Consider the following 20041-nt stretch of genomic DNA (forward strand, 5'->3'; position numbering starts at 1 on the left):
GTCTGGGGCAGTAACACCTATAGTATACAATAAAAGCACCCTTTTGGGTGCTTTTATTATGTCAAACATTTATTGATGCCAATATGGTATACTAAAGAGTAATATTTTATTATTCTCATGTGCAGAATGATATGTCATAAAAAAGGAGTGTCTACTTACATGGACAGTGATCTGACCTTAGATTTTATAATTATCATCGTATTAATCATAGCAAACGGCTTATTCTCTATGACGGAATTGGCCATCGTCAATGCTAAAAAACGTAAACTCGAAGAAATGGCAGAGGCAGGCAATGAGCGTGCAAAAAAAGCCTTTGAATTAGCAGAGAATCCAAATAATATGTTTTCTACTATTCAAATTGGTATTACCCTCGTTGGTATTTTAACTGGTTTGTATTCTGGTGCGACCTTCTCTGGTCCTTTAGAAGAGATTTTAGTAGCTAATATTCCAAGTATTGAGCCTTATGCAGCATCCATTAGCTCCTTACTCATCGTTGCTATTATCACCTATTTATCCCTCGTTATTGGCGAGCTCGTACCAAAACGGTTGGCCTTAAATAGTCCTGAAAGCATCGCCGTAGTCGTAGCAAAACCGATTTACTGGTTATCTGTAGCATTAAAACCTATCGTTAGCTTCCTTGGTGTTTCCACAGAATTCCTCTTAAAATTACTAGGCGTGACTGTGAAAGAAGAGGCGCCTGTTACAGAGTCTGAAATCAATAAGATGCTCACCGAAGGCGTTGCTATGGGTGCTTATGAAGAAGAGGAACCTATCCTCGTAGAAAATATCTTCCACTTAGCAGATATGAACGCTGGCGACATCATGACACCTCGTACACAGCTCAAATGGATTGACCTTAATGGCACAGAGGATGAAATTATGGAAGTCCTCAAAAATGCTAACCATTACCGCATTCCTGTAGGTACCGATTCCTTGGACGAACTAAAGGGTCTCGTAACTGTATCTGACGTATTGGTACAGATCATGCAACGTCCTAGCGAACGCTCTATTCATGATATTATTGAATCTTGTTTGAAAGAACCATTACTCATTCCAGAATCAATAACGCTCATGAAATTGTTGAACGTACTCCGTACAGAAGGCGTTCATGAAACCATCGTTCTCGACGAGTACGGTGGTTTCAGTGGTCTTGTAACCTTACATGACATCATGGAAGAAATCGTAGGTCTCATGCCTTCCGGTGAAGAAGAAATCAAGGAAGAAGAAAATAAAATCGTCGAACGTGAAGACGGCTCCTGGCTTGTAGATGGCCTTCTCGACGTAGACGAATTTAAAGAATTCTTCCACATCGATGAAGAATTACCAGGCGAAGAAAAAGACTTGTACAAAACAATGGGCGGTCTATTAAACGTTCTCTTTGGTCGCATTCCAAAAGAATTAGACAAAGCAAAATGGAATGGCTATACCTTTGAAGTTGTAGATATGGATAATACTCGTATCGACAAAATTCTTGTAACCTATGAAGAACCTATCGTAGTACAAGAAACAGAAGAAAAAGAGTAATACCTACTAGCTTCCTACTAGCTTGTAGATTTATGAGCATTGTAGATATATAAAGAGTGAGTTCTCCTATGGAGGACTCACTTTTTATATATCCCCCTAGCCGTTTACATATAAATATAGTATTATTAAATTGTATAAAATATATAATAAAATCTAATAGAGCTATTATCTAAAATAACTCTAATGGCTAAATTAGAGTTACTTTCATAAAATATATAGTCCTATGATTACTAATGTGTAGTTCTGTGTCATAGGGCTTATGTGTGGTATAAAGGAGAGATTCTATGAATCAACGAGTCATAGCAACCATAGGAGCCCTTTTAATAGGGACTGCTATAATCAGTGGTTGCGGATCTGAAAAGCAACCTGAGGATACTAGCCTCAAGGTGCGCACCATCACCATCGGTGAAGAATCTGGTACTACTAGTGCTGGCTATGCAGGCACTATCCATAATAAAACGGAAACAAACTTAGCCTTTCAAATTGGGGGTCGTGTCCTCAATAAATTTGTAAATGTCGGTGATGCTGTGCAAGCAGGCCAAGTAATTGCTCAAATCAATGGTTCAGATACATCAGCTCAAGTACAAAATGCTGAAGGTGCTGTGAAAGCTGCTCAATCGGCTTATGAATTAGCAGAAACTAATGCAAAACGATATCGCGAACTCTATGCACAACAAGCGATTAGTAAGTTGCAATTAGATCAAGCAGAAAACCAATTAAATGCCACATCTGCTCAATTACAACAAGCACAGGCCAGCCTCAACTTGAGTAGTAATCAAAATAGCTATACAAATTTAACAGCCCCTGATACAGGTATTATCACTGCTTTCAATATTGAAACAGGCCAAGTCGTAGCAGCTGGTCAAAGCGTTGGTACCTTAGCAGCTGGTCGCGACCCAGAAGCAGTCATCGCCCTTCCTGAACAAGAATTGACTAAGGTGCATGTAGGTAGCCCTGCCACTATTACATTCTGGGCTCTACCTGATGTAACCGTGCAAGGCGTGGTCCGTGAAATTTCACCAGTTCCTGACCCTGTGGCAAGAACGTATACCGTAAAAATTACCTTACAAAATCCTCCAAAAGAGGTACAACTAGGCATGACGATCAATGTAAATCTATCTACTACAGATAGCACTAATATTTCCATTCCGTTAACGGCTCTTGTGAAAGACTCTAACGGCAATAATGCAGTGTATATCATTCGAGATAAAAAGGCTCATCTCGTGCCGATTAAGACTGGTGAGTTTGGTAAGAACTCCGTCATCGTTACGTCTGGTTTAGCTAAGGGTGACATTGTCATCACCGCAGGTACCCAACAATTACAAGAAGGGACGGCGGTTAGTCAATGAAACAATTTAACTTAGCCGAATGGGCCCTCAAACATAAGTCCATTATCTATTACTTTATGGCTGTGCTCCTCACCTTTGGTATCTTCTCATACAACCACATGGGCCGTATGGAAGACCCAGACTTTACAATGCGCACCATGGTAGTCGGCGTTGCTTGGCCGGGAGCTTCCCCACAAGAAATGTCGGATCAGGTAACGGACAAATTAGAAGAAAAACTGCGCGACCTACCTGGCGTCGATTATACAAAATCTTTCACAGATGGCAGTAAATCAGTTATTTATATTAATCTGAAAGAAAATCTACCATCCGATAAAATCCGTCCCGCTTGGGAAGAAGCGCGGAACATGATCAACGACGAATGGAAGTCATTACCACAAGGCGTTCAAGGACCAACCATCAACGACAGATTTGATGATGTATACGGCATTATCTACGCCATTAGCGGCGATGAATTCTCCTACGAAGAAAAGCGTCAACAAGCAGAAGACTTAAAACGTCAGTTGTTATCTGTTCCAAATGTTAAGAAAATCAGCCTCATTGGGGTTCAACAACAAACCCTTAATGTAACGATTAATAAGGATAAATTAGCATCCTATAAAATCAGTACACAACAGCTATTAACAGCTATCAAACAGCAAAGTATGATGGTTCCAGCTGGTATGATTACGACGGATACGAATAATGTGTATCTCCGCGTGAACGGCCTATTCGATAGTCCACAAGCCGTACAAGATATGCCAATTCGCATCAATAATCAAACCTTGCGCCTTGGCGACATGGCTGATGTAACCATGACCTACCAAGACCCTAGCAATCCTCAATTCTACTATGAAGGCAAGCCAGCTATCGGTATTGCCATCTCCATGGATGCAGGTGGCAATAATATAGAATTTGGTGAAGCTATCGATAAAAAGCTAGCAGAATTGAAGAAAACTATTCCTGCAGGCCTTGAGCTCGATCAAGTATCAAATCAGCCACATATTGTTAAAGAATCCATTGGCGATTTCTCTCAATCTCTATTTGAAGCTATCGCCATCGTATTGCTCGTAAGCTTTGCATCCCTTGGCTTGCGTACAGGTGTGGTCGTAGCCCTCACGATTCCTGTCGTTGTGTCTACCACATTCATTTTGATGTATGAAAGTGGCATTTATCTGCACAAGGTTAGTCTAGGTGCGTTAATACTGGCTCTAGGCCTCCTCGTAGACGATGCCATCATCGTTGTAGAAATGATGAGCGTTAAGCTCGAAGAAGGTTGGGGTCACTTTAGATCTGCCACCTTTGCTTATCAATCGACAGCATTCCCTATGCTATCTGGTACGCTCATTACCTGTGCTGGCTTCTTACCATTAGCACTCGCAGAAGGCATGGTAGCAGAGTTTACAAAATCTCTATCCATCGTTGTATTTATGGCGCTCATCCTATCTTGGTTCGCCTCTGTTCTCGTCAGCCCTGTTCTCGGTTATAAAATCATCGAAAATAAGGCTCCAAAACCTGAATCAGAATGGAATAAACGAGACCGTATCATGCACAAGCTCAGTGTTACATTCTATGATAAATTTGAAAAACTATTACATTGGGCTTTAGGCCATCATAAGGTAGTATTACTCATCACCTTAGGTGCCTTTGTATTATCCCTACTTTCACTACCATTAATCAAGCAGGAATTTTTCCCATCATCAACGCGTAATGAAATTATCGTATCCATGCAATTTCCTCAAAGTTCATCTATTGAATACACTGCAAATCAGGCAAAAATCATCGATGAACATTTACAAGGTAACGAACACATTTCGACCTTTACATCCTATATAGGACAAGGTTCTCCGCGTTTCGTTCTCACCTTAGAACCTGAGTTGCAACGAAATAACTTCTTGCAGTACGTTATCGTTACAAAATCCTTAGAGGATCGAGATAAACTCTATGGTGAATTAACTTCTTATTTAAATGAAGAATTTCCTTCAGCCCTCGTAAATGCTCAATTTATACAAATTGGGCCACCATCTAAATATCCAGTGATGCTCCGCGTAGCAGGTCCTGATCAAAAGGTGGTAAAAGACATTGCGAACCAAGTAAAAAGCAAAATGCAAGGTGACAAGGATTTACAGAATATTGCCTTTGACTGGCCAGATACGGAACCAGTAGCCAATGTTCATATCGACCCTAACAAGGCTCGATTACTCGGCATCGATAGCTATGCTGTATCCTTACACTTACAAAGTCTATTATCTGGCACTAAATCTGGGGAATACTATGAAGGTAACCAAACGATTCCTGTTACATTCCGTTTAGGAGATAATGAGCAACATAACTTAAGTGCTCTATCCTCCTTACCGATTCAAACAGGCAATGGTTCCTACGTACCGCTTAGCCAAATTGCAACTATCACCATGACACAAGAGGATGGTATCATCTGGCATCGTAACATGATGCCATCCATCAGCATTCACGCTAATGTAAAAGCCGGTGTTTTAGGCAATGCAAAAACAAAAGAGGTTTATAAATCCTTACAAGACATTCGCGACTCCTTGCCTACAGGCTATACCATTGAACTTGATGGAGCCGCTGAAAAGAGCGTTACAGCTGTACAAAATCTAGCAACACCAATGCCAATTATGCTCTTTGTGATCATGACAATCCTCATGTTCCAATTAAAGCGTATTGCTTTCATGATTATGGCTTTGCTCACAGCGCCTCTTGGATTAATCGGCGTCGTATTAGCTCTCAATATTACGAGAACACCATTAGGCTTTATGGCTATTCTAGGTATCATCGCCCTTTCGGGTATGATCATCCGTAACTCCATTATCTTGTTAGACCAAATTGAAATCCACAAAGCAGAAGGACAAAAACCACTTGAAGCGATTATCAACTCCGCTACACTTCGTTTCCGTCCGATCATGCTCACCGCTATCGCAGCGATTTTAGGCATGATTCCTCTTATGGGATCTGTATTCTGGAGCCCACTTGCCATCGCCTTTAGCGGCGGCCTACTAGTGGCAACTGTTCTAACACTCATCGTACTACCAGTTATGTACGCAACATGGTATAAGATAAAATAAAAAAACAGCAGGGCTTCCACCCTGCTGTTTTTAGTTACAATAATACATGGAAACTTATAGTCTATTACCTATTAAACTACAACGGCTGTACCATTGCATGTAACCATGAGCATACCGTTTTCTGCACCTACTGTGCTGTATTGGAATGATACACCGATAACAGCATTAGCACCCAATTTAGAAGCCCGTTGAGACATTTCATCAAGAGCTGCTTGGCGAGCTTTCATCAAAGAATCTTCATAGCTGCCACTACGGCCACCAACGATGTCACGAATGCCAGACATGAAATCTTTCACAAAGTTACGGCCTTCTACGACCTCACCAAATACAATACCCTTGTACTCTTGTACAGGTTTATTTTCAATATGCATAGTTGTAGTAATAATCATAATTGTATCCTTTCTAATTGACTACAATATATTTTGATTAATTATAGCAAGGCTTTCACAGAAATACAATCACCAAAAAAGAGCTGTTCATTATGTATATACTGAACAGCTCTTTTATATGATTATTTTATTCTTTGCTATTTTGTTGATATTAATAATAAACTAGTTTTTCTAATTCAGTTTTATAACCGCTGAATTCATCTCGTATACGCTCACGTTTATAATGTAATTCATTAAATTTTGGTATTTTTACTAAATCTTGAATTAAATTATGAGCTGTATAATTTGTATCATCTTTATTTACCACGTTAGATGATATTTTTTTATATTCTACGTTATTTACTAAAATATTCTTTTTATCATTGATACTAAAATGATTTTTTTCTGAGTCAAATGATTGTAATGTTTTAGGATCCATATAGAAATCACGATTTACATAATAGTATTTATCTAAATCTGAATTATATCGTTGTTCAGTAAAACGTACTTTAATAGCTGGTTTATTCTGCTTAGTTATATCTTTTTCTAAAACTATAAGATAATAATGTTTGTTATCTTCTTTTATCTCCTGTCCATCTCTAACTAAAATATATTCACCTGTTATGTCATCTACTGTTTGTGTTCCACATCCAGTAAATAATATAGAGATAGATAATATTGATATAGCTGCTAATATAAAGGTAATAAATTTTTTCATAGTATTCTCTCCTATACTAATCACATTAATTCTTACTATATTTATTATTAAGAATCTTAAATAGTAACTTTTATATAGTCATTTATAACTTATTATTACATAAATTATTTTTTAATATTTTAAAATTCCAATATATATATCATACATTATAACTAGTATAAATACAAAAAAATCCTACTTAATTTACTTTCACAGGAAAGATCATTAAGTAGGATTTTATTATTTTATTAATTAAATAGTAATTGAATCAATTATTATTTATCGAAATCGCGGTCTAGGTTAACCTCTTTCAAAGGAACAAGTTTTGTTTTCTTGATATATTTGTAACCTAAGTATACTGCGAAGAAGATTGGCAATCCGATGTACGCAACGGATACGCCATACCAGTCGATTGTATCGCCTGTGAAAGCGGAGTAGTTTTGACCAGCAATGATGATGACGCAAAGAATGAACGCCAAGATTGGGCCAATTGGGAACAACCACGCTTTGTAAGGTAATTCTTTAAGATCTCTACCTTGTGCAATGAAGGCACGGCGGAAGCGATAGTGAGAAACAGCGATACCAACCCATGCGATGAAACCGCATAGACCAGAGATATTAACAATCCAAGTATATGCAGTACCTTCGCCGATGAAGCTTGTAAGGAATGCAAATAAACCGATTGCTGTAGTTAAGATTAACGCTGGTACTGGAACACCACGTTTATTAAGCTTACCGAAGATTTTTGGTGCTTGTCCTTCTTTAGCAAGTGCATACAACATACGTGTAGAAGAATAGAGACCAGAGTTACCAGCACTGAGTACTGCCGTTAAGATGATAGCATTGATAAAACTAGCAGCAAAGGCAAAACCAAAGCGGTCGAATACGAGTGTAAATGGAGAAATAGATACATTCTCTACACTAGAATTCAATAGGTTTGGATCAGTGTAAGGAATTAAGAAACCGATAACGATGAAAGCACCGATATAGAACAATAGAATACGCCAGAAGATTGTATTAATCGCTTTTGGCACGTTCTTTTCAGGGTCTTCTGCTTCACCAGCGGCTACGCCGATAAGCTCAGTACCTTGGAAGGAGAAACCAGCTACCATAAAGATAGCGAGGATAGATTCCCAACCACCTACGAATGGCGCTTCCCCTACTGTCCAGTTCGCAAATCCTGGAGATGTGCCGCCAATGCCAAAGATGAGCATGAAGCCGCAGAATAGGAATACGAATACAGTAATAACCTTGATGCTAGAGAATACATATTCACTTTCACCAAAGGAACGAGTAGACAAATAGTTCAAGCCGAATAAAACGAGCAAGAACAGAGCAGACCATACGATAGCAGGCACATCAGGGAACCAATATTTCATGATCAGCGCCCCCGCTAATACTTCAGCAGCCAAGGTAATAGCCCAGTTAAACCAATAGTTCCAACCTAAGGCAAAACCAAAGGCAGGATCTACATAGCGTTTTGCATAGGTCCCGAAGGAACCTGGAATCGGCAAGTACGTAGCCATTTCCCCAAGAGATGTCATGAGGAAGTACACCATGATACCAATGAGGCCGTAAGCTACAAGCGCACCACCAGGGCCCGCTGTACTTACCACTTCACCACCAGCTACGAATAAGCCGGTACCGATAGCGCCACCTAAAGCGATCATATTCATATGACGCGCCTTTAGGGAACGTTTTAAATGTTGATCTTTATTAGAGGTAAACTCTACGTTATTATTTTGATTTTCAGCCATGGGTCACCTCTTACAAATCTAGATTACGCACGTATTTTGCGTTATCTTCAATAAATTTACGACGAGGTTCTACTTTATCGCCCATGAGAACAGTAAAGATTTTATCAGCTTCGATAGAATCCTCTAAGCTAACTTGTAAAATCGTACGATTTTCAGGGTTCATTGTAGTTTCCCATAATTGTTCAGGATTCATTTCACCTAAACCTTTGTAACGTTGGATTGTAATACCATCGCGGCCTACTTCATCAAGTTTAGCTGTAAGCTCTGCATCAGAGTATACATACCAGTGGGACTTGCCCTTCTTGATTTGGTACAAAGGTGGTTGAGCAATGTAGATATGACCTTCCTCTACCAATGGTTTCATATAACGGTAGAAGAATGTTAATAACAAGGTACGGATATGAGCACCATCAACGTCCGCATCTGTCATGATAATAATCTTGTTATAACGAGATTTAGTAATATCGAATTCTTCACCAATGCCAGTACCGAAAGCAGTAATCATGGAACGAATTTCGTTATTCGCTAAAATCTTATCAAGGCGCGCTTTTTCTACGTTAAGGATTTTACCACGCAATGGCAAAATCGCTTGGTAACGACGGTCACGACCTTGTTTTGCAGAACCGCCCGCAGAGTCACCTTCGACTAGATAAATTTCAGTCATAGATGTATCTTTTTCAGAGCAATCTGCCAATTTACCAGGAAGGCTAGATACTTCCAACGCATTTTTACGGCGAGTTAAGTCGCGGGCTTTACGAGCGGCCTCACGAGCACGGCTTGCCATTGTTGCTTTTTCGATGATTTTCTTCGCATCTTGAGGATGTTCTTCGAAGAATGTTCTAAGACCTTCAGATACGATAACATCTGTAATACCTTTAACTTCGCTATTGCCAAGTTTAGTTTTTGTTTGGCCTTCAAATTGAGGTTCCAATACTTTTACAGATACAACAGCTGTCAAACCTTCACGTACGTCTTCACCGGAAAGGTTGGACTCATTTTCCTTGATTAAGCCAGCTTTACGGCCGTAATCATTGAGGGTACGAGTCAAGGCAGCACGGAAACCAGAAAGGTGAGTACCACCGTCAATGGTATTGATGTTATTTACGAAGGACAACAAGTTTTCGCTATAGCTATCGTTATATTGCAATGCAACGTCTACAACTACGTCGTCTTTTGTATTTTCAATGTAAATTACAGTTGGGTTTACTACTTCTTTATTTTCGTTCAAGAAGGTAATGAAAGAACTCAAACCACCTTCGTAGTGGAAGCTTTCAACACGAGGTTCCTCTTGGCGCAAATCGCTCAAAGTAATGCGAAGGCCTTTATTAAGGAATGCCAATTCTTGTAAACGAATTTTCAATGTATCAAAGTTGAATACAGTAGTTTCAAAGATTTCAGCATCTGGCTTGAAGATAACAGTAGTACCAGTACCTTCTGCTTTACCGATTTCGTGTAACTCAGAAGTTTTATGACCACGAGCAAAGGAAATCTCTTGAACGATACCATTTTGAGATACTTGAACCTTAGTCCATTCACTCAACGCATTTACTACGGAAATACCTACGCCGTGAAGGCCACCAGAAACCTTATAGCCACCACCGCCAAATTTACCGCCAGCATGCAATTTTGTTAATACTAACTCTACCGCAGACATACCGGATTCATGCATCCCTGTAGGGATACCACGACCATCATCGACAACAGTGATACTGTTATCTTTATTAATGGATACTTCGATATGTGTAGCGTAACCTGCGAGCGCTTCGTCAACAGAGTTATCTACTACTTCATAAACGAGGTGATGTAAACCGCGAATGGATGTACTACCAATGTACATACCAGGGCGTTTACGTACCGCGTCAAGACCCTCGAGAACCTGTATATTCTGAGCGCCATAATTTTCTTCAGGCATGAAACAAACTCCTCCTAACAATCTATCACACTGTACTGGATTGAAATTTGGTACAACACATGTACAGAATAAATCTTATCTCTTTATTATACTATAAAACTCGTCAATTCGTCTCATTAAAGTCTTAATACTAATACCAGATCCATAAACGCAATCATCTGTGACCACATAGGTCTTGATCTGCTCCTCTGGTACCATGGCGATATACTCTAGCGTTTCATAGTGATGAATAGGACTTTTATGGGATTTTCCGCCCTTGGCGTGCACCATGGTAATGATGGATTCGATAGGCACGGAAACGGTATCCCCAATATGAACGTACATAGGAATGCCTCCTCTACTTTTCTAATGTCCCATTTAATGAATCAATTTTCCGCTGTTCCTCTTCTGCAAGGAACTTAGATCGATATTTGTTACACAAATTAATAACATGCTGGTCTGTTAACTCATCAGGCTTCTTATGAGTGATGAGCATAGCCACCATATACATGTGACGGCGATTAATGGACCCTTTATAAATTTTATCTAGGTAAAAATATATGGATTCCCGCATGGCTTCTGCAAAATCTGGGAAGGTACACTGTATAAACTGCTGACAGTCGCTGTATTTAAAGTACGGATACTTTCTAATAACCGACTTAATATCCTTAATATGTTTTCGATGCAATTCATATTCACAGGTCGGACAGATTTCTTTTTTAGATTCCATATGCATGCCGCATCGCTTACAACGATGATACCCATGCTGCTCTAAATAGATTTCCCGCTTTCGAGCCGTAATCTGTATTTTTCTGAAAGCAGCTCGTAATTCTTCGTTATCTGTCTTCTCTAACGATTTATCGATGGCTTCTACGTCTTCTTTTGAAAGTACGATATCTGCGAAATTAATACGTTTTGTAAGAATCTGTTCATCAGGCAATGAAATCGATGTATCAGTATTTGCTTTCACATAGCTCTGACGTTTCATAATGAAGCGAATATCTTTGATCACCTCTTGATGGTAATATTTGTTTATCGCCTCGATGATACGCCGTTTTTGCATCTGCATTTCTTGCATCCACATAGAATTATCTGCACTGATAACCATGTCTGGCGGCTTGATAGACACAATTTTTGTATGCTCCGCAATGACATCGCCCACTACATCACGCCACTTGTGAACGAGGGTATTTAATTTATATTGTTCCAGTAAATTCAGTTTTGATAAGGCCTTTGGTAAACAAAGATCAAGGCTGTCCATACTGAACCTTTCCCCCTTCACAAGAAATAAATTGAACCGATTTTAAATCTTTAAAATCGTGAATATCTGTAGTAGTAATAAATGTTTGAATACGTTTATGAATAAACTGCAATAAATTCGCTCGTCTCGATTCATCAAGTTCGCTCAATACATCATCTAGTAGCAGAACTGGATATTCTCCAACCTCGGACTTAATAAACTCAAGCTCGCTCAACTTTAAGGACAATACAGCAGTTCGTTGCTGTCCTTGGGATCCAAATTTCTTTAAATCCATCGCATCAGAGAAGAATCTAAGATCATCGCGGTGAGGACCTACGCTGGTGGTCATCCGATGACGATCCTGTGGCAATGCTGCTTTAATGCGCTCGTAAAAGCCTTCCTTTGTAAATTCTAAGGATCCGTTGTCCATATATGGCTGTTCATAACCAATGGTCAAATTCTCGAGGCCACCCGTCAATTTACGGTTCATCAAATCGATGAGAAGATTGATTTTTTTCAAGCTTTCTAACCGTTTCTTTACAATAAAACTCGCCATATCAGCTAGCTGTAAATCCCATTCTTCAAGAGGAATGTTCTGCTTACCTCTATATTCTTTAAGAATCGTATTACGCTGTTGTAATAACCGATTATACTGCATTAATTGATGATAATAGGTAGCACTCGTCTGAGAGATTTCCATATCAAGGAAACGTCTACGTCCCGACGGCGTTCCTTTGATGAGCTGTAAATCCTCTGGACAGAAGATAACTGTATTTAATGTACCTATCAGTTCTTTCTGAGATATTTTAGTATCGTTTAACCGAATATCCTTAGGACCTTGGCGGAATAACTTAATATTTACCTTTTGAGGTGTATCCTTTTTCTCGAACTTAACAACAATACCTGCTTCCTCAGCATTGAACATGAGCATATCCGATGTATCGTTGGTCCGATGGCTTTTACCAATGGTACCAACATAAATCGATTCGAGAATATTCGTCTTACCAGCCCCATTGGTGCCGTGCAAAACGATAATCTCCGGATTAAACTGAATCGTTACATCCTTGTAATTACGAAACTGGAATAATTGCAGTGAGTCAATTCTCACCGATTATGCCTCCTCTTGAGTAATCACGAGATCTACATCGAGACCTTCACAAGAAATCACGTCCCCAACGCGACACTTCTTGCGTTTTTCTGTTACAACTTGACCATTCAAAGTAATGATGCCTTCATCGATAAAGGATTTGATTTGACCACCCGTTTCGATAATGCCTTCTAACTTCAACAACTGATCAATTTGAATGTACTCCGTATGAATGGGTACCTGCTGTTGCTCTTTCATAACGTCCTCCTATAGTGGACAAATTATAACTATATTGGAATTAGGTAACGATGACTTTTAATCATCATTACCTAATATATATTTGTATATTAATACAATAAAATATACGGAATATTGATATTTTTATCAACACATAGATAGTAGATATCAACATTTAATATTATTTAGTACCAGAGTACAGGTTGCTCGCTGAGCATTTTCCTTCAGAAAATTGCACGCTCCGACCAAAGTGATGTGTGGCTGGAACCCAAAGCACAGTTCTTCACTGTGGATTTTCTTAGATAACTTTATTATCTAGAAAATCTTACGTTCAGAACAAAGCGATGCAGTGTCACTGTCGTCGCAAGCTCCTCCATTGACTACTGCCCTGCTTTAAGCGTTCGTACGAACTGGTGTTACTACGTATGTATAGTTCGGATTATTGTCTTGGCGAATGACAACTGGACCATTTTGTTTTAAGAACAGGTGGATGTTGTCGCCTGTGCTGTGGCGCAAGATGTCGGAGATGTAGCGACCGTTGAAGGAGATTGTGAATGGTGTACCTTTAAATTCAACAGCTACGTCTTCTTTAGCCATACCGATTTCAGTATTTTGAGTAGACAATGTTACATTACTTTCAGCCCAATCATAACGAATTACGTTATAGCTGATATCTTTAGCTAATAAGGATACGCGGTCAACAGCACCAGCGAATTCGCGACGATCGATAACAGCGCTAGAGTCGAATTGGGAAGGAATAACCTTTTCATATTCAGGATATGTGCCTTCAATTAAACGAGAAATAATGTAAATTGATTCAAAGTTGAACACGATTTGTGTGCGGTTCCAAATGATGTTGATCATCGCTGGATTATCTGTTGGTAACAAACGAGATACTTCTGCTAAAGTTTTTGTAGGAATGATGGCGCGCATTGGCGTAGTTGCTGGTTCATCGATGGTAATTTTCTTAACAGCCATGCGATGTGTATCAGTAGCAACCATTGTTACTTCGTTTTCTTTAATTTCAAGAAGAGCACCAGTAAATACAGGACGATCTTCGTCTGTTGCAGCTGCGTAGTTTGTTAAATCGATGAGTTCTTTCATAGCAAAGCTATCGATGTTTACATGATCTTGGTCGTGAATTTGTTCAACCAAGGAGAAATCATCTGGATGCAATGTTACGAGGTTAAATTCAGAAGAACCAGACGTAATCGTTAAAGAATTTCCGTCCTCTGGTTTGTAAAGTTCGATAGTATCACCAGGTAATTTGCGGATTAACTCTTGGAAATAACGGGAACCTACTACTAATGTACCAGGTTCTTTAATGTCGCCGTCGATGGTTAAACGAATACCGAGTTCAAAGTCGTTACCTTGCAATTCTACTTGGCCATTTTTTGTTGTCATGTAGATAGCACCTGGTAAGTTGGAACTTGTTTTATTTTGAGATACCTTTTGCAATACGTTGATTGCTTTTTGGAGATTTGCTTTTGGGAATGTAATATGCATATATAACTCCTTTTTGATTTCTATATTTCTATATATTGTAGAAGCTCTAATAATAACTTATCTTGTTTGTAATATTCTATGTTTGCTATCGTAGATGCTCTATAGATATTCTGCGATAGATCTGTTTCTACTGGTTTTTTGATTGTTTGTTAGTTTTAGTAGTAGTAATAGTAGGGGCCTGTTCATATGTGTAAAAGTGAATTGGCGCTACTAACTGTGCTATTTCTTGGTTGTGTATAACTATGTTGATAGTTTGTAACCACTTATCCACATACTCACAGCAGAGTGCAGTTTTTAGGATATCCACAAAGTTACGCACAATATATCCACAGAGTTATCCACAGGTTGTTAATTTCTGTTTAATTTCAGAAATCATGTTCTTAGTTTCTTCGTTTCGTTCAATTTCCTTCGTAATTTTATCGTACGCATGGAGAATTGTCGTATGGTCACGAGAGAAGGCTGCTGCGATTTGCGGATAACTTTCATTGATCATATCGCGGCATAGATACATGGCCACTTGGCGTGGGAATGCGAACTGTGCCTTACGCTTCTTGCCGAGCAAGTCTTGCTTTTTAATACTGAAATAAGAACTTACAAAATTCTGGATACTTTCAATAGTGACCATGTTCACCTCTTCGGTATGAACGAGGCCAGCCAAGGCTTGTTTAGTGTATTCTAGATCGATAGATTCAAGACGTTGATCGATGGATGCGGTACCGATTAATTTTGTGAAAGCCCCTTGCAACACGCGGACATTTTCGCTAAATTGTAATGCCACATAGTTGATGGAGTCGTTATCGATGCGGATAACGCGATTTTTCTTATATTCACGTTCTAAAAGTGATCTAAAGATAGCGATGCGTGTTTCTAAATCTGGATTTTCCATTGTTGCAATGTAGCCAGCTTGGAAACGAGAACGGAGACGGTCTTCAAATTGCTCCATATCGTTTGGCATCGTATCAGAGGTGAGGACGATTTGTTTGTTGTTATTTAATAACTCATTGAACGTATTAAATAGCTCAGTTTTCGTACTTTCACGACTTTCAAGGAACTGAATATCGTCAATCATGAGCACGTCGATGTTGCGGAATGTGTTGCGGAACAATTTACCTTGGTTACGCTGCAATGTTTCCACGAAAATGTTCATAAAGTTTTCGCTCGTAATGGACATAACCTTCATGTGAGGATGATTTTCCTTGATGGCATTGCCGATGGCGTGCATCAAATGCGTTTTACCTAGACCTGATGGACCATAGATAAAGAGCGGATTATAGTCACCGCCTGGGAACTCAGCTACATTTTGAGCCGCCCCAAATGGAATACGGTTCGCGTTGCCTGTAACGTAGTTATCAAAACGGTACGCTGGATTGAGATTAGACAAGGACAAATCCACAGGTACATTATCAGACTGTAATGTAGGTGTTGTAGTTTCAACTGTTTTACTAGGCGCTACCATTGGCTCATCTGGAATATTCACAGGAGCTGGTGTTCGGTCGATATAAATAGGCTCCTGATACACCGGTGTGTAGAACTCATCTTGTTGAGCTTTTTCCTCTACCACAGGCGGTAACGGCATGGGCGGAGCCACTACAGGTGCATCATCAATGAGACTTTCATCAACAAAGGTAGTATCTACACTCTCTTGATTGAAATCAAATAACACCATATCCCGATGGGAACCGATAACCGTAGTAATAGCATCCTGCAAAGCCTTGCTGATCTGTGGCTGCTGATCGATTAAGTTTTTAACAAATGTTTGCATGACCCCTATATGGATCGAATGACTGTCGAGAGACATGGGAATCAACGATGACGTGACGCGCAAGTACAACGCGTCAGGCAAATGTTGCATGTTCTTTTTCGCCTCTTGCAATATATGCTCCCATATATTATTCAAATCAAATGATTGCATGACGTGCCTCTTGTGTATAACTATTGCGATAAATGTGTATAACTTTAGGAATAATGTGTATAACTCTTGTGAAAGCTGTGGAAAAACCTGTTATTCCTGTGAATAACCTGTGCACAACCTGTGAATAAGTGAAAATAAAATTCTCTTCCAACCAGATAATAACTGACTTTATAGATTACACAGGTCAAAAGAGAAAAAATGTGGATAACCTTAAAAGTTATCCAACAAAAACTTATAAAAATATATACTTTTTCCTAATTTCAAGTATGATTGTACCAAAAAATCACTAGTTTGTCATTTATTCTGTGGATAACTTTTGGTTATCTGAAGGAGAAGTGTTAATAACTCAGTTATTATCTCATCTTTTGTTCATCAATTACTTTTGGGTGAGGACTGAAAACTACTTTTATCGCTCCATACGACGCGTAAGTCACTCAAAAAGTAGTTTTCAGTCCCCTCCTCCTATAAGATAATTTTTATGATTACAATACACATAGACGAAAAAGTAATTGATGAACATAACAGCATCAACCTTCAGATAATCAAAACTAAATGATCAATAAAAATGACAAACTAGTGATTTTTTTAGAGGAAGTGTTAGGAATAGATGTGGATTTTTGACCGAAACGTGTCGTATGGAGGGAGAAAACCACATCTATTCCTCCCCCTATAAAAGTAGTATCAGTTTTAAGTTCTATCGGATTTAAGTAAAATCCACATAAAAGTCTTTCAGAATAGCCCTAAAATATTGACAAATTTACGTTTTAACTCTATAATTACCCTGTTATGGTATAAGTAAAACAATACAAATGACGAGGAGGTGTTTTACTAATGAAACGTACTTACCAACCAAATACTCTTTGGAGAAAACGTACCCATGGTTTCCGTGAACGCATGAAAACTATCGGTGGCCGTCTCGTTTTAAAAAGAAGACGTGCAAAAGGCAGAAAACGCTTATCTGCATAATATAATAGCTGTTAGGCAGGAGAAAAAACTTGGCGCTGCTGCCAAGTTTTTCTATTCTTAGGACTTAAGGACAATGCATATGGATTATTGCCTCGATAAAGCAAGACGACTGACGCACAATAATGAATATCGCCTTGTGTATAAGCACGGAAAATACGAAGTAGGCCGTATGTGTGTACTTTATCGTATGCCCGTGGCGAAGCAATCTACGCGCATTGGTTTTGTAACCGGCAAAAAGGTTGGTTGTGCTGTTGAGCGCAACCGAGCTAGACGGCTCATGAAAGAGGTGTATCGCCTCAATCAACATTCCATACGCGAAGGGTATCATATCGTAATTGTTGGACGTGGCCCTCTGAAAAACGCTACCTACGAAAAAGCGGAAAATGAAATTTTGTATCTTTTGCGAAAAAGCAAATTGTTGATACAAAATGATAAATAGGACCACAAGTTAGAAGGCTTTGGTCCTTTTTTGTGTATATGGAGGTTTCCATGAAACGCTGTATAACTACGCTTTTACGACTTTTAATTAGGTTCTATCAGCTTGCCATATCTCCCTTAAAACCTGGATGTTGCCGTTATTATCCGACATGTTCCACATATACTCTACAGGCCATCGAAAAATATGGTCCTTTGAAAGGTAGCTGGATGGGTTTAAAACGCATTCTTCGCTGCCATCCTTTCCACAAGGGTGGCTATGACCCAGTACCATAATCTATTTTGGATTAGGCTGGTTTTGCGTTCTGTGAAAGCAACTTTCACAAAAAACATCTAGCACAGTTTTGGAAATACCTGAGCATCTGTATGGATGAAATTTAGACCATACCATAACGATATATAGATGCGCAAAGGACGGTTTCGGACTGTAAGAAAAAGGAGAAACAATGGAATTCTTAAGTAGTATATTCCACCCTATCGTTGAATTGATGACTACATTGGTAACCTATGCGTTCCAATTAACTCAAATGGTAGGCTATCCAAGCTACGGTGTGGCTATTATCCTTTTAACAATCGTTATTAAAGCGGTTTTGGCACCACTTACTGTAAAACAAATCAAATCCATGAAGGCTATGCAAGAGTTACAGCCTCGCATGAAAGAATTGCAAGATAAATACAAAAACGATCCTGCAAAACTTCAAGCGGAAATGGGTGCATTGTACAAAGAAATGGGCGTTAACCCATTGGCTGGTTGTTTGCCTCTATTGGTGCAAATGCCATTCTTGATCGCTATCTTCTATGCTTTACAAGGCTATCCATACGATCAAAACTATGTACAATTCTTATGGCTTCCTAGTCTTGGCGAACCAGATCCAATGTACATTTTGCCAGTATTGAGTGCATTATCTACATGGATTATGTCCAAGCAAACTAGTAGCGGTGCAACTGGTGCTGCTGCGCAACAACAAAAGATTATGACAATCTTTATGCCTTTATTCATTGGTTACATCTCCCTTAACTTCCCATCTGGCTTAGTTATTTACTGGATCGTATCCAATGTATTCCAATTTGTGCAACAACATTTCATTTACAAAAGCTTAGAAGCTAAGAAATAGGAGACACTATGGAATTTATCGATGTATCTGCTAAAACCATTGAAGATGCCATTGCCAAAGGCGTAGCTCAATTGGCTGAAGATGGCCAAGAATTGGTAGAAACTAAAGTCTTGGAACAACCTTCTAATGGCTTCTTGGGCATTGGTCGTAAACCAGCAGTTGTTCGCTTATTCTTCACATCTGTAGCTAAAACTGCTACGCAAGAAGAAGTAGCTCATGTAGAAGAACAATCTGTAGCTGTTGCTTCCAAGCCGGTAGCAACAAGTGAAACAGAAGTACAAGATACAGCAGTTGAAACTTCTGAAGGTGATGTTGTAGAAAAACCTTCTAAAAAGGAACTTTCAAAAGAAGATCAACAAGAAATTGCTGAAAAAGGTAAACAATTCCTCGATGATATGTTTACACAAATGGGCCTCAAAGTAGTTATCGAAAAAATGATGACGAAAGATAAAATTACATTCCAAGTACACGGCGAAGATTTAGGTATTTTGATTGGTAAACATGGTCAAACATTGGATGCTATTCAATACTTAACAAATCTCGTGGCACACAAGGATGTATCTGGCCACTGCCATATCGTTGTAGATGTGGAAAACTATCGTTCTCGCCGAGAAGAAACATTGGTAAATCTCGCGAAACGCTTGGCTTCTAAGGTGAAACGCAACCGTCAAAAGGTTTCCTTAGAACCGATGAATGCTTTTGAACGTAAAATCATTCACACTGCCCTTCAAGGGGATAAAAACGTTGTTACCAACAGTGAAGGGGACGAACCGTTCCGTCACGTTGTGATTACGTACAAAAAATAATATAGTGGTGCAGCTTTCAAGTGACTGAATTCTCGGTTGCTTGAGGGCTGCCCCCTTTATTCTTTAGGTTATGGTGAAAGCTAACCTAAGTT

18 protein-coding genes are annotated in these 20041 nt (G+C 39.2%); 8 read left to right on the plus strand and 10 right to left on the minus strand.

Features of this window, described 5'->3' with window-relative positions:
• Nucleotides 1-159 precede the first annotated feature (159 nt).
• The 3 genes from MOQ65_RS04015 (at nt 160) to MOQ65_RS04025 (ending at nt 5932) form a co-directional block, all read left to right on the plus strand.
• A complete protein-coding gene (locus tag MOQ65_RS04015) occupies nt 160-1524 on the plus strand; it encodes a hemolysin family protein (RefSeq protein WP_257846737.1) in 1365 nt (454 codons plus the stop codon).
• Between the two features lie 284 nt (nt 1525-1808).
• Nucleotides 1809-2873: an efflux RND transporter periplasmic adaptor subunit gene (locus MOQ65_RS04020; RefSeq protein WP_257846738.1), complete on the plus strand. Its 1065-nt coding sequence runs from the start codon at nt 1809-1811 to the stop codon at nt 2871-2873.
• Nucleotides 2870-5932, plus strand: a complete 3063-nt coding sequence (locus MOQ65_RS04025) for an efflux RND transporter permease subunit (protein WP_257846739.1) — start codon at nt 2870-2872, stop codon at nt 5930-5932. The genes MOQ65_RS04020 and MOQ65_RS04025 overlap by 4 nt, the downstream gene beginning before the upstream one ends.
• A gap of 71 nt (nt 5933-6003) precedes the next feature.
• Here the strand turns inward: MOQ65_RS04025 and MOQ65_RS04030 are convergent, their stop codons facing one another.
• The 10 genes from MOQ65_RS04030 to dnaA form a co-directional block, all read right to left on the minus strand.
• Nucleotides 6004-6321, minus strand: a complete 318-nt coding sequence (locus MOQ65_RS04030) for a YbjQ family protein (RefSeq protein ID WP_195186134.1) — start codon at nt 6319-6321, stop codon at nt 6004-6006.
• A 151-nt stretch (nt 6322-6472) separates the two neighbouring features.
• Entirely contained in the window at nt 6473-7018 is a 546-nt protein-coding gene (locus MOQ65_RS04035) for a hypothetical protein (protein WP_257846740.1), read from the minus strand.
• A 254-nt stretch (nt 7019-7272) separates the two neighbouring features.
• Nucleotides 7273-8754, minus strand: a complete 1482-nt coding sequence (locus MOQ65_RS04040) for an amino acid permease (protein ID WP_257846741.1) — start codon at nt 8752-8754, stop codon at nt 7273-7275.
• Between the two features lie 10 nt (nt 8755-8764).
• Nucleotides 8765-10666 (minus strand): DNA topoisomerase (ATP-hydrolyzing) subunit B, encoded by a 1902-nt coding sequence (gene gyrB, locus MOQ65_RS04045; protein WP_257846742.1) that lies wholly within the window; start codon nt 10664-10666, stop codon nt 8765-8767.
• A 75-nt stretch (nt 10667-10741) separates the two neighbouring features.
• The gene (locus tag MOQ65_RS04050; RefSeq protein WP_105086251.1) at nt 10742-10990 is read right to left on the minus strand and encodes a DUF370 domain-containing protein; all 249 of its coding nucleotides are present in this window, start codon (nt 10988-10990) and stop codon (nt 10742-10744) included.
• A 13-nt stretch (nt 10991-11003) separates the two neighbouring features.
• Nucleotides 11004-11906: a DciA family protein gene (locus MOQ65_RS04055; RefSeq protein ID WP_257846743.1), complete on the minus strand. Its 903-nt coding sequence runs from the start codon at nt 11904-11906 to the stop codon at nt 11004-11006.
• Nucleotides 11893-12993, minus strand: a complete 1101-nt coding sequence (gene recF / locus MOQ65_RS04060) for a DNA replication/repair protein RecF (protein WP_257846744.1) — start codon at nt 12991-12993, stop codon at nt 11893-11895. Before recF ends, MOQ65_RS04055 begins: the two co-directional genes overlap by 14 nt.
• 3 nt (nt 12994-12996) lie before the next feature.
• Entirely contained in the window at nt 12997-13230 is a 234-nt protein-coding gene (locus MOQ65_RS04065; RefSeq protein WP_257846745.1) for an RNA-binding S4 domain-containing protein, read from the minus strand.
• A 372-nt stretch (nt 13231-13602) separates the two neighbouring features.
• Complete coding sequence (dnaN, locus tag MOQ65_RS04070) at nt 13603-14715, minus strand: DNA polymerase III subunit beta (RefSeq protein WP_054747902.1); 1113 nt, start codon at nt 14713-14715, stop codon at nt 13603-13605.
• 334 nt (nt 14716-15049) lie between these two features.
• Nucleotides 15050-16627: a chromosomal replication initiator protein DnaA gene (gene dnaA, locus MOQ65_RS04075; protein ID WP_257846746.1), complete on the minus strand. Its 1578-nt coding sequence runs from the start codon at nt 16625-16627 to the stop codon at nt 15050-15052.
• An 831-nt stretch (nt 16628-17458) separates the two neighbouring features.
• Between dnaA and rpmH the strand changes: the two genes are divergently transcribed.
• The 5 genes from rpmH to jag all read left to right on the plus strand — a co-directional run bounded on the left by rpmH (nt 17459) and on the right by jag (nt 19949).
• Nucleotides 17459-17593: a 50S ribosomal protein L34 gene (rpmH, locus tag MOQ65_RS04080; protein WP_004692946.1), complete on the plus strand. Its 135-nt coding sequence runs from the start codon at nt 17459-17461 to the stop codon at nt 17591-17593.
• A 79-nt stretch (nt 17594-17672) separates the two neighbouring features.
• Complete coding sequence (gene rnpA / locus MOQ65_RS04085) at nt 17673-18032, plus strand: ribonuclease P protein component (RefSeq protein ID WP_257846747.1); 360 nt, start codon at nt 17673-17675, stop codon at nt 18030-18032.
• Between the two features lie 50 nt (nt 18033-18082).
• Nucleotides 18083-18304 carry a membrane protein insertion efficiency factor YidD gene (gene yidD, locus MOQ65_RS04090; RefSeq protein ID WP_072270728.1) on the plus strand — a complete coding sequence of 74 codons (222 nt, stop codon included), beginning with the start codon at nt 18083-18085 and terminating at the stop codon, nt 18302-18304.
• A gap of 170 nt (nt 18305-18474) precedes the next feature.
• On the plus strand, nt 18475-19143 hold the full coding sequence (locus MOQ65_RS04095) for a YidC/Oxa1 family membrane protein insertase (RefSeq protein WP_024066050.1): 669 nt from the start codon (nt 18475-18477) through the stop codon (nt 19141-19143).
• An 8-nt stretch (nt 19144-19151) separates the two neighbouring features.
• Entirely contained in the window at nt 19152-19949 is a 798-nt protein-coding gene (jag, locus tag MOQ65_RS04100; protein ID WP_257846748.1) for an RNA-binding cell elongation regulator Jag/EloR, read from the plus strand.
• Nucleotides 19950-20041 lie beyond the last annotated feature (92 nt).

Origin of the sequence: Veillonella faecalis (genome assembly GCF_024677885.1) — a bacterium.
Classification (GTDB): Bacteria; Bacillota; Negativicutes; order Veillonellales; family Veillonellaceae; genus Veillonella; species Veillonella nakazawae.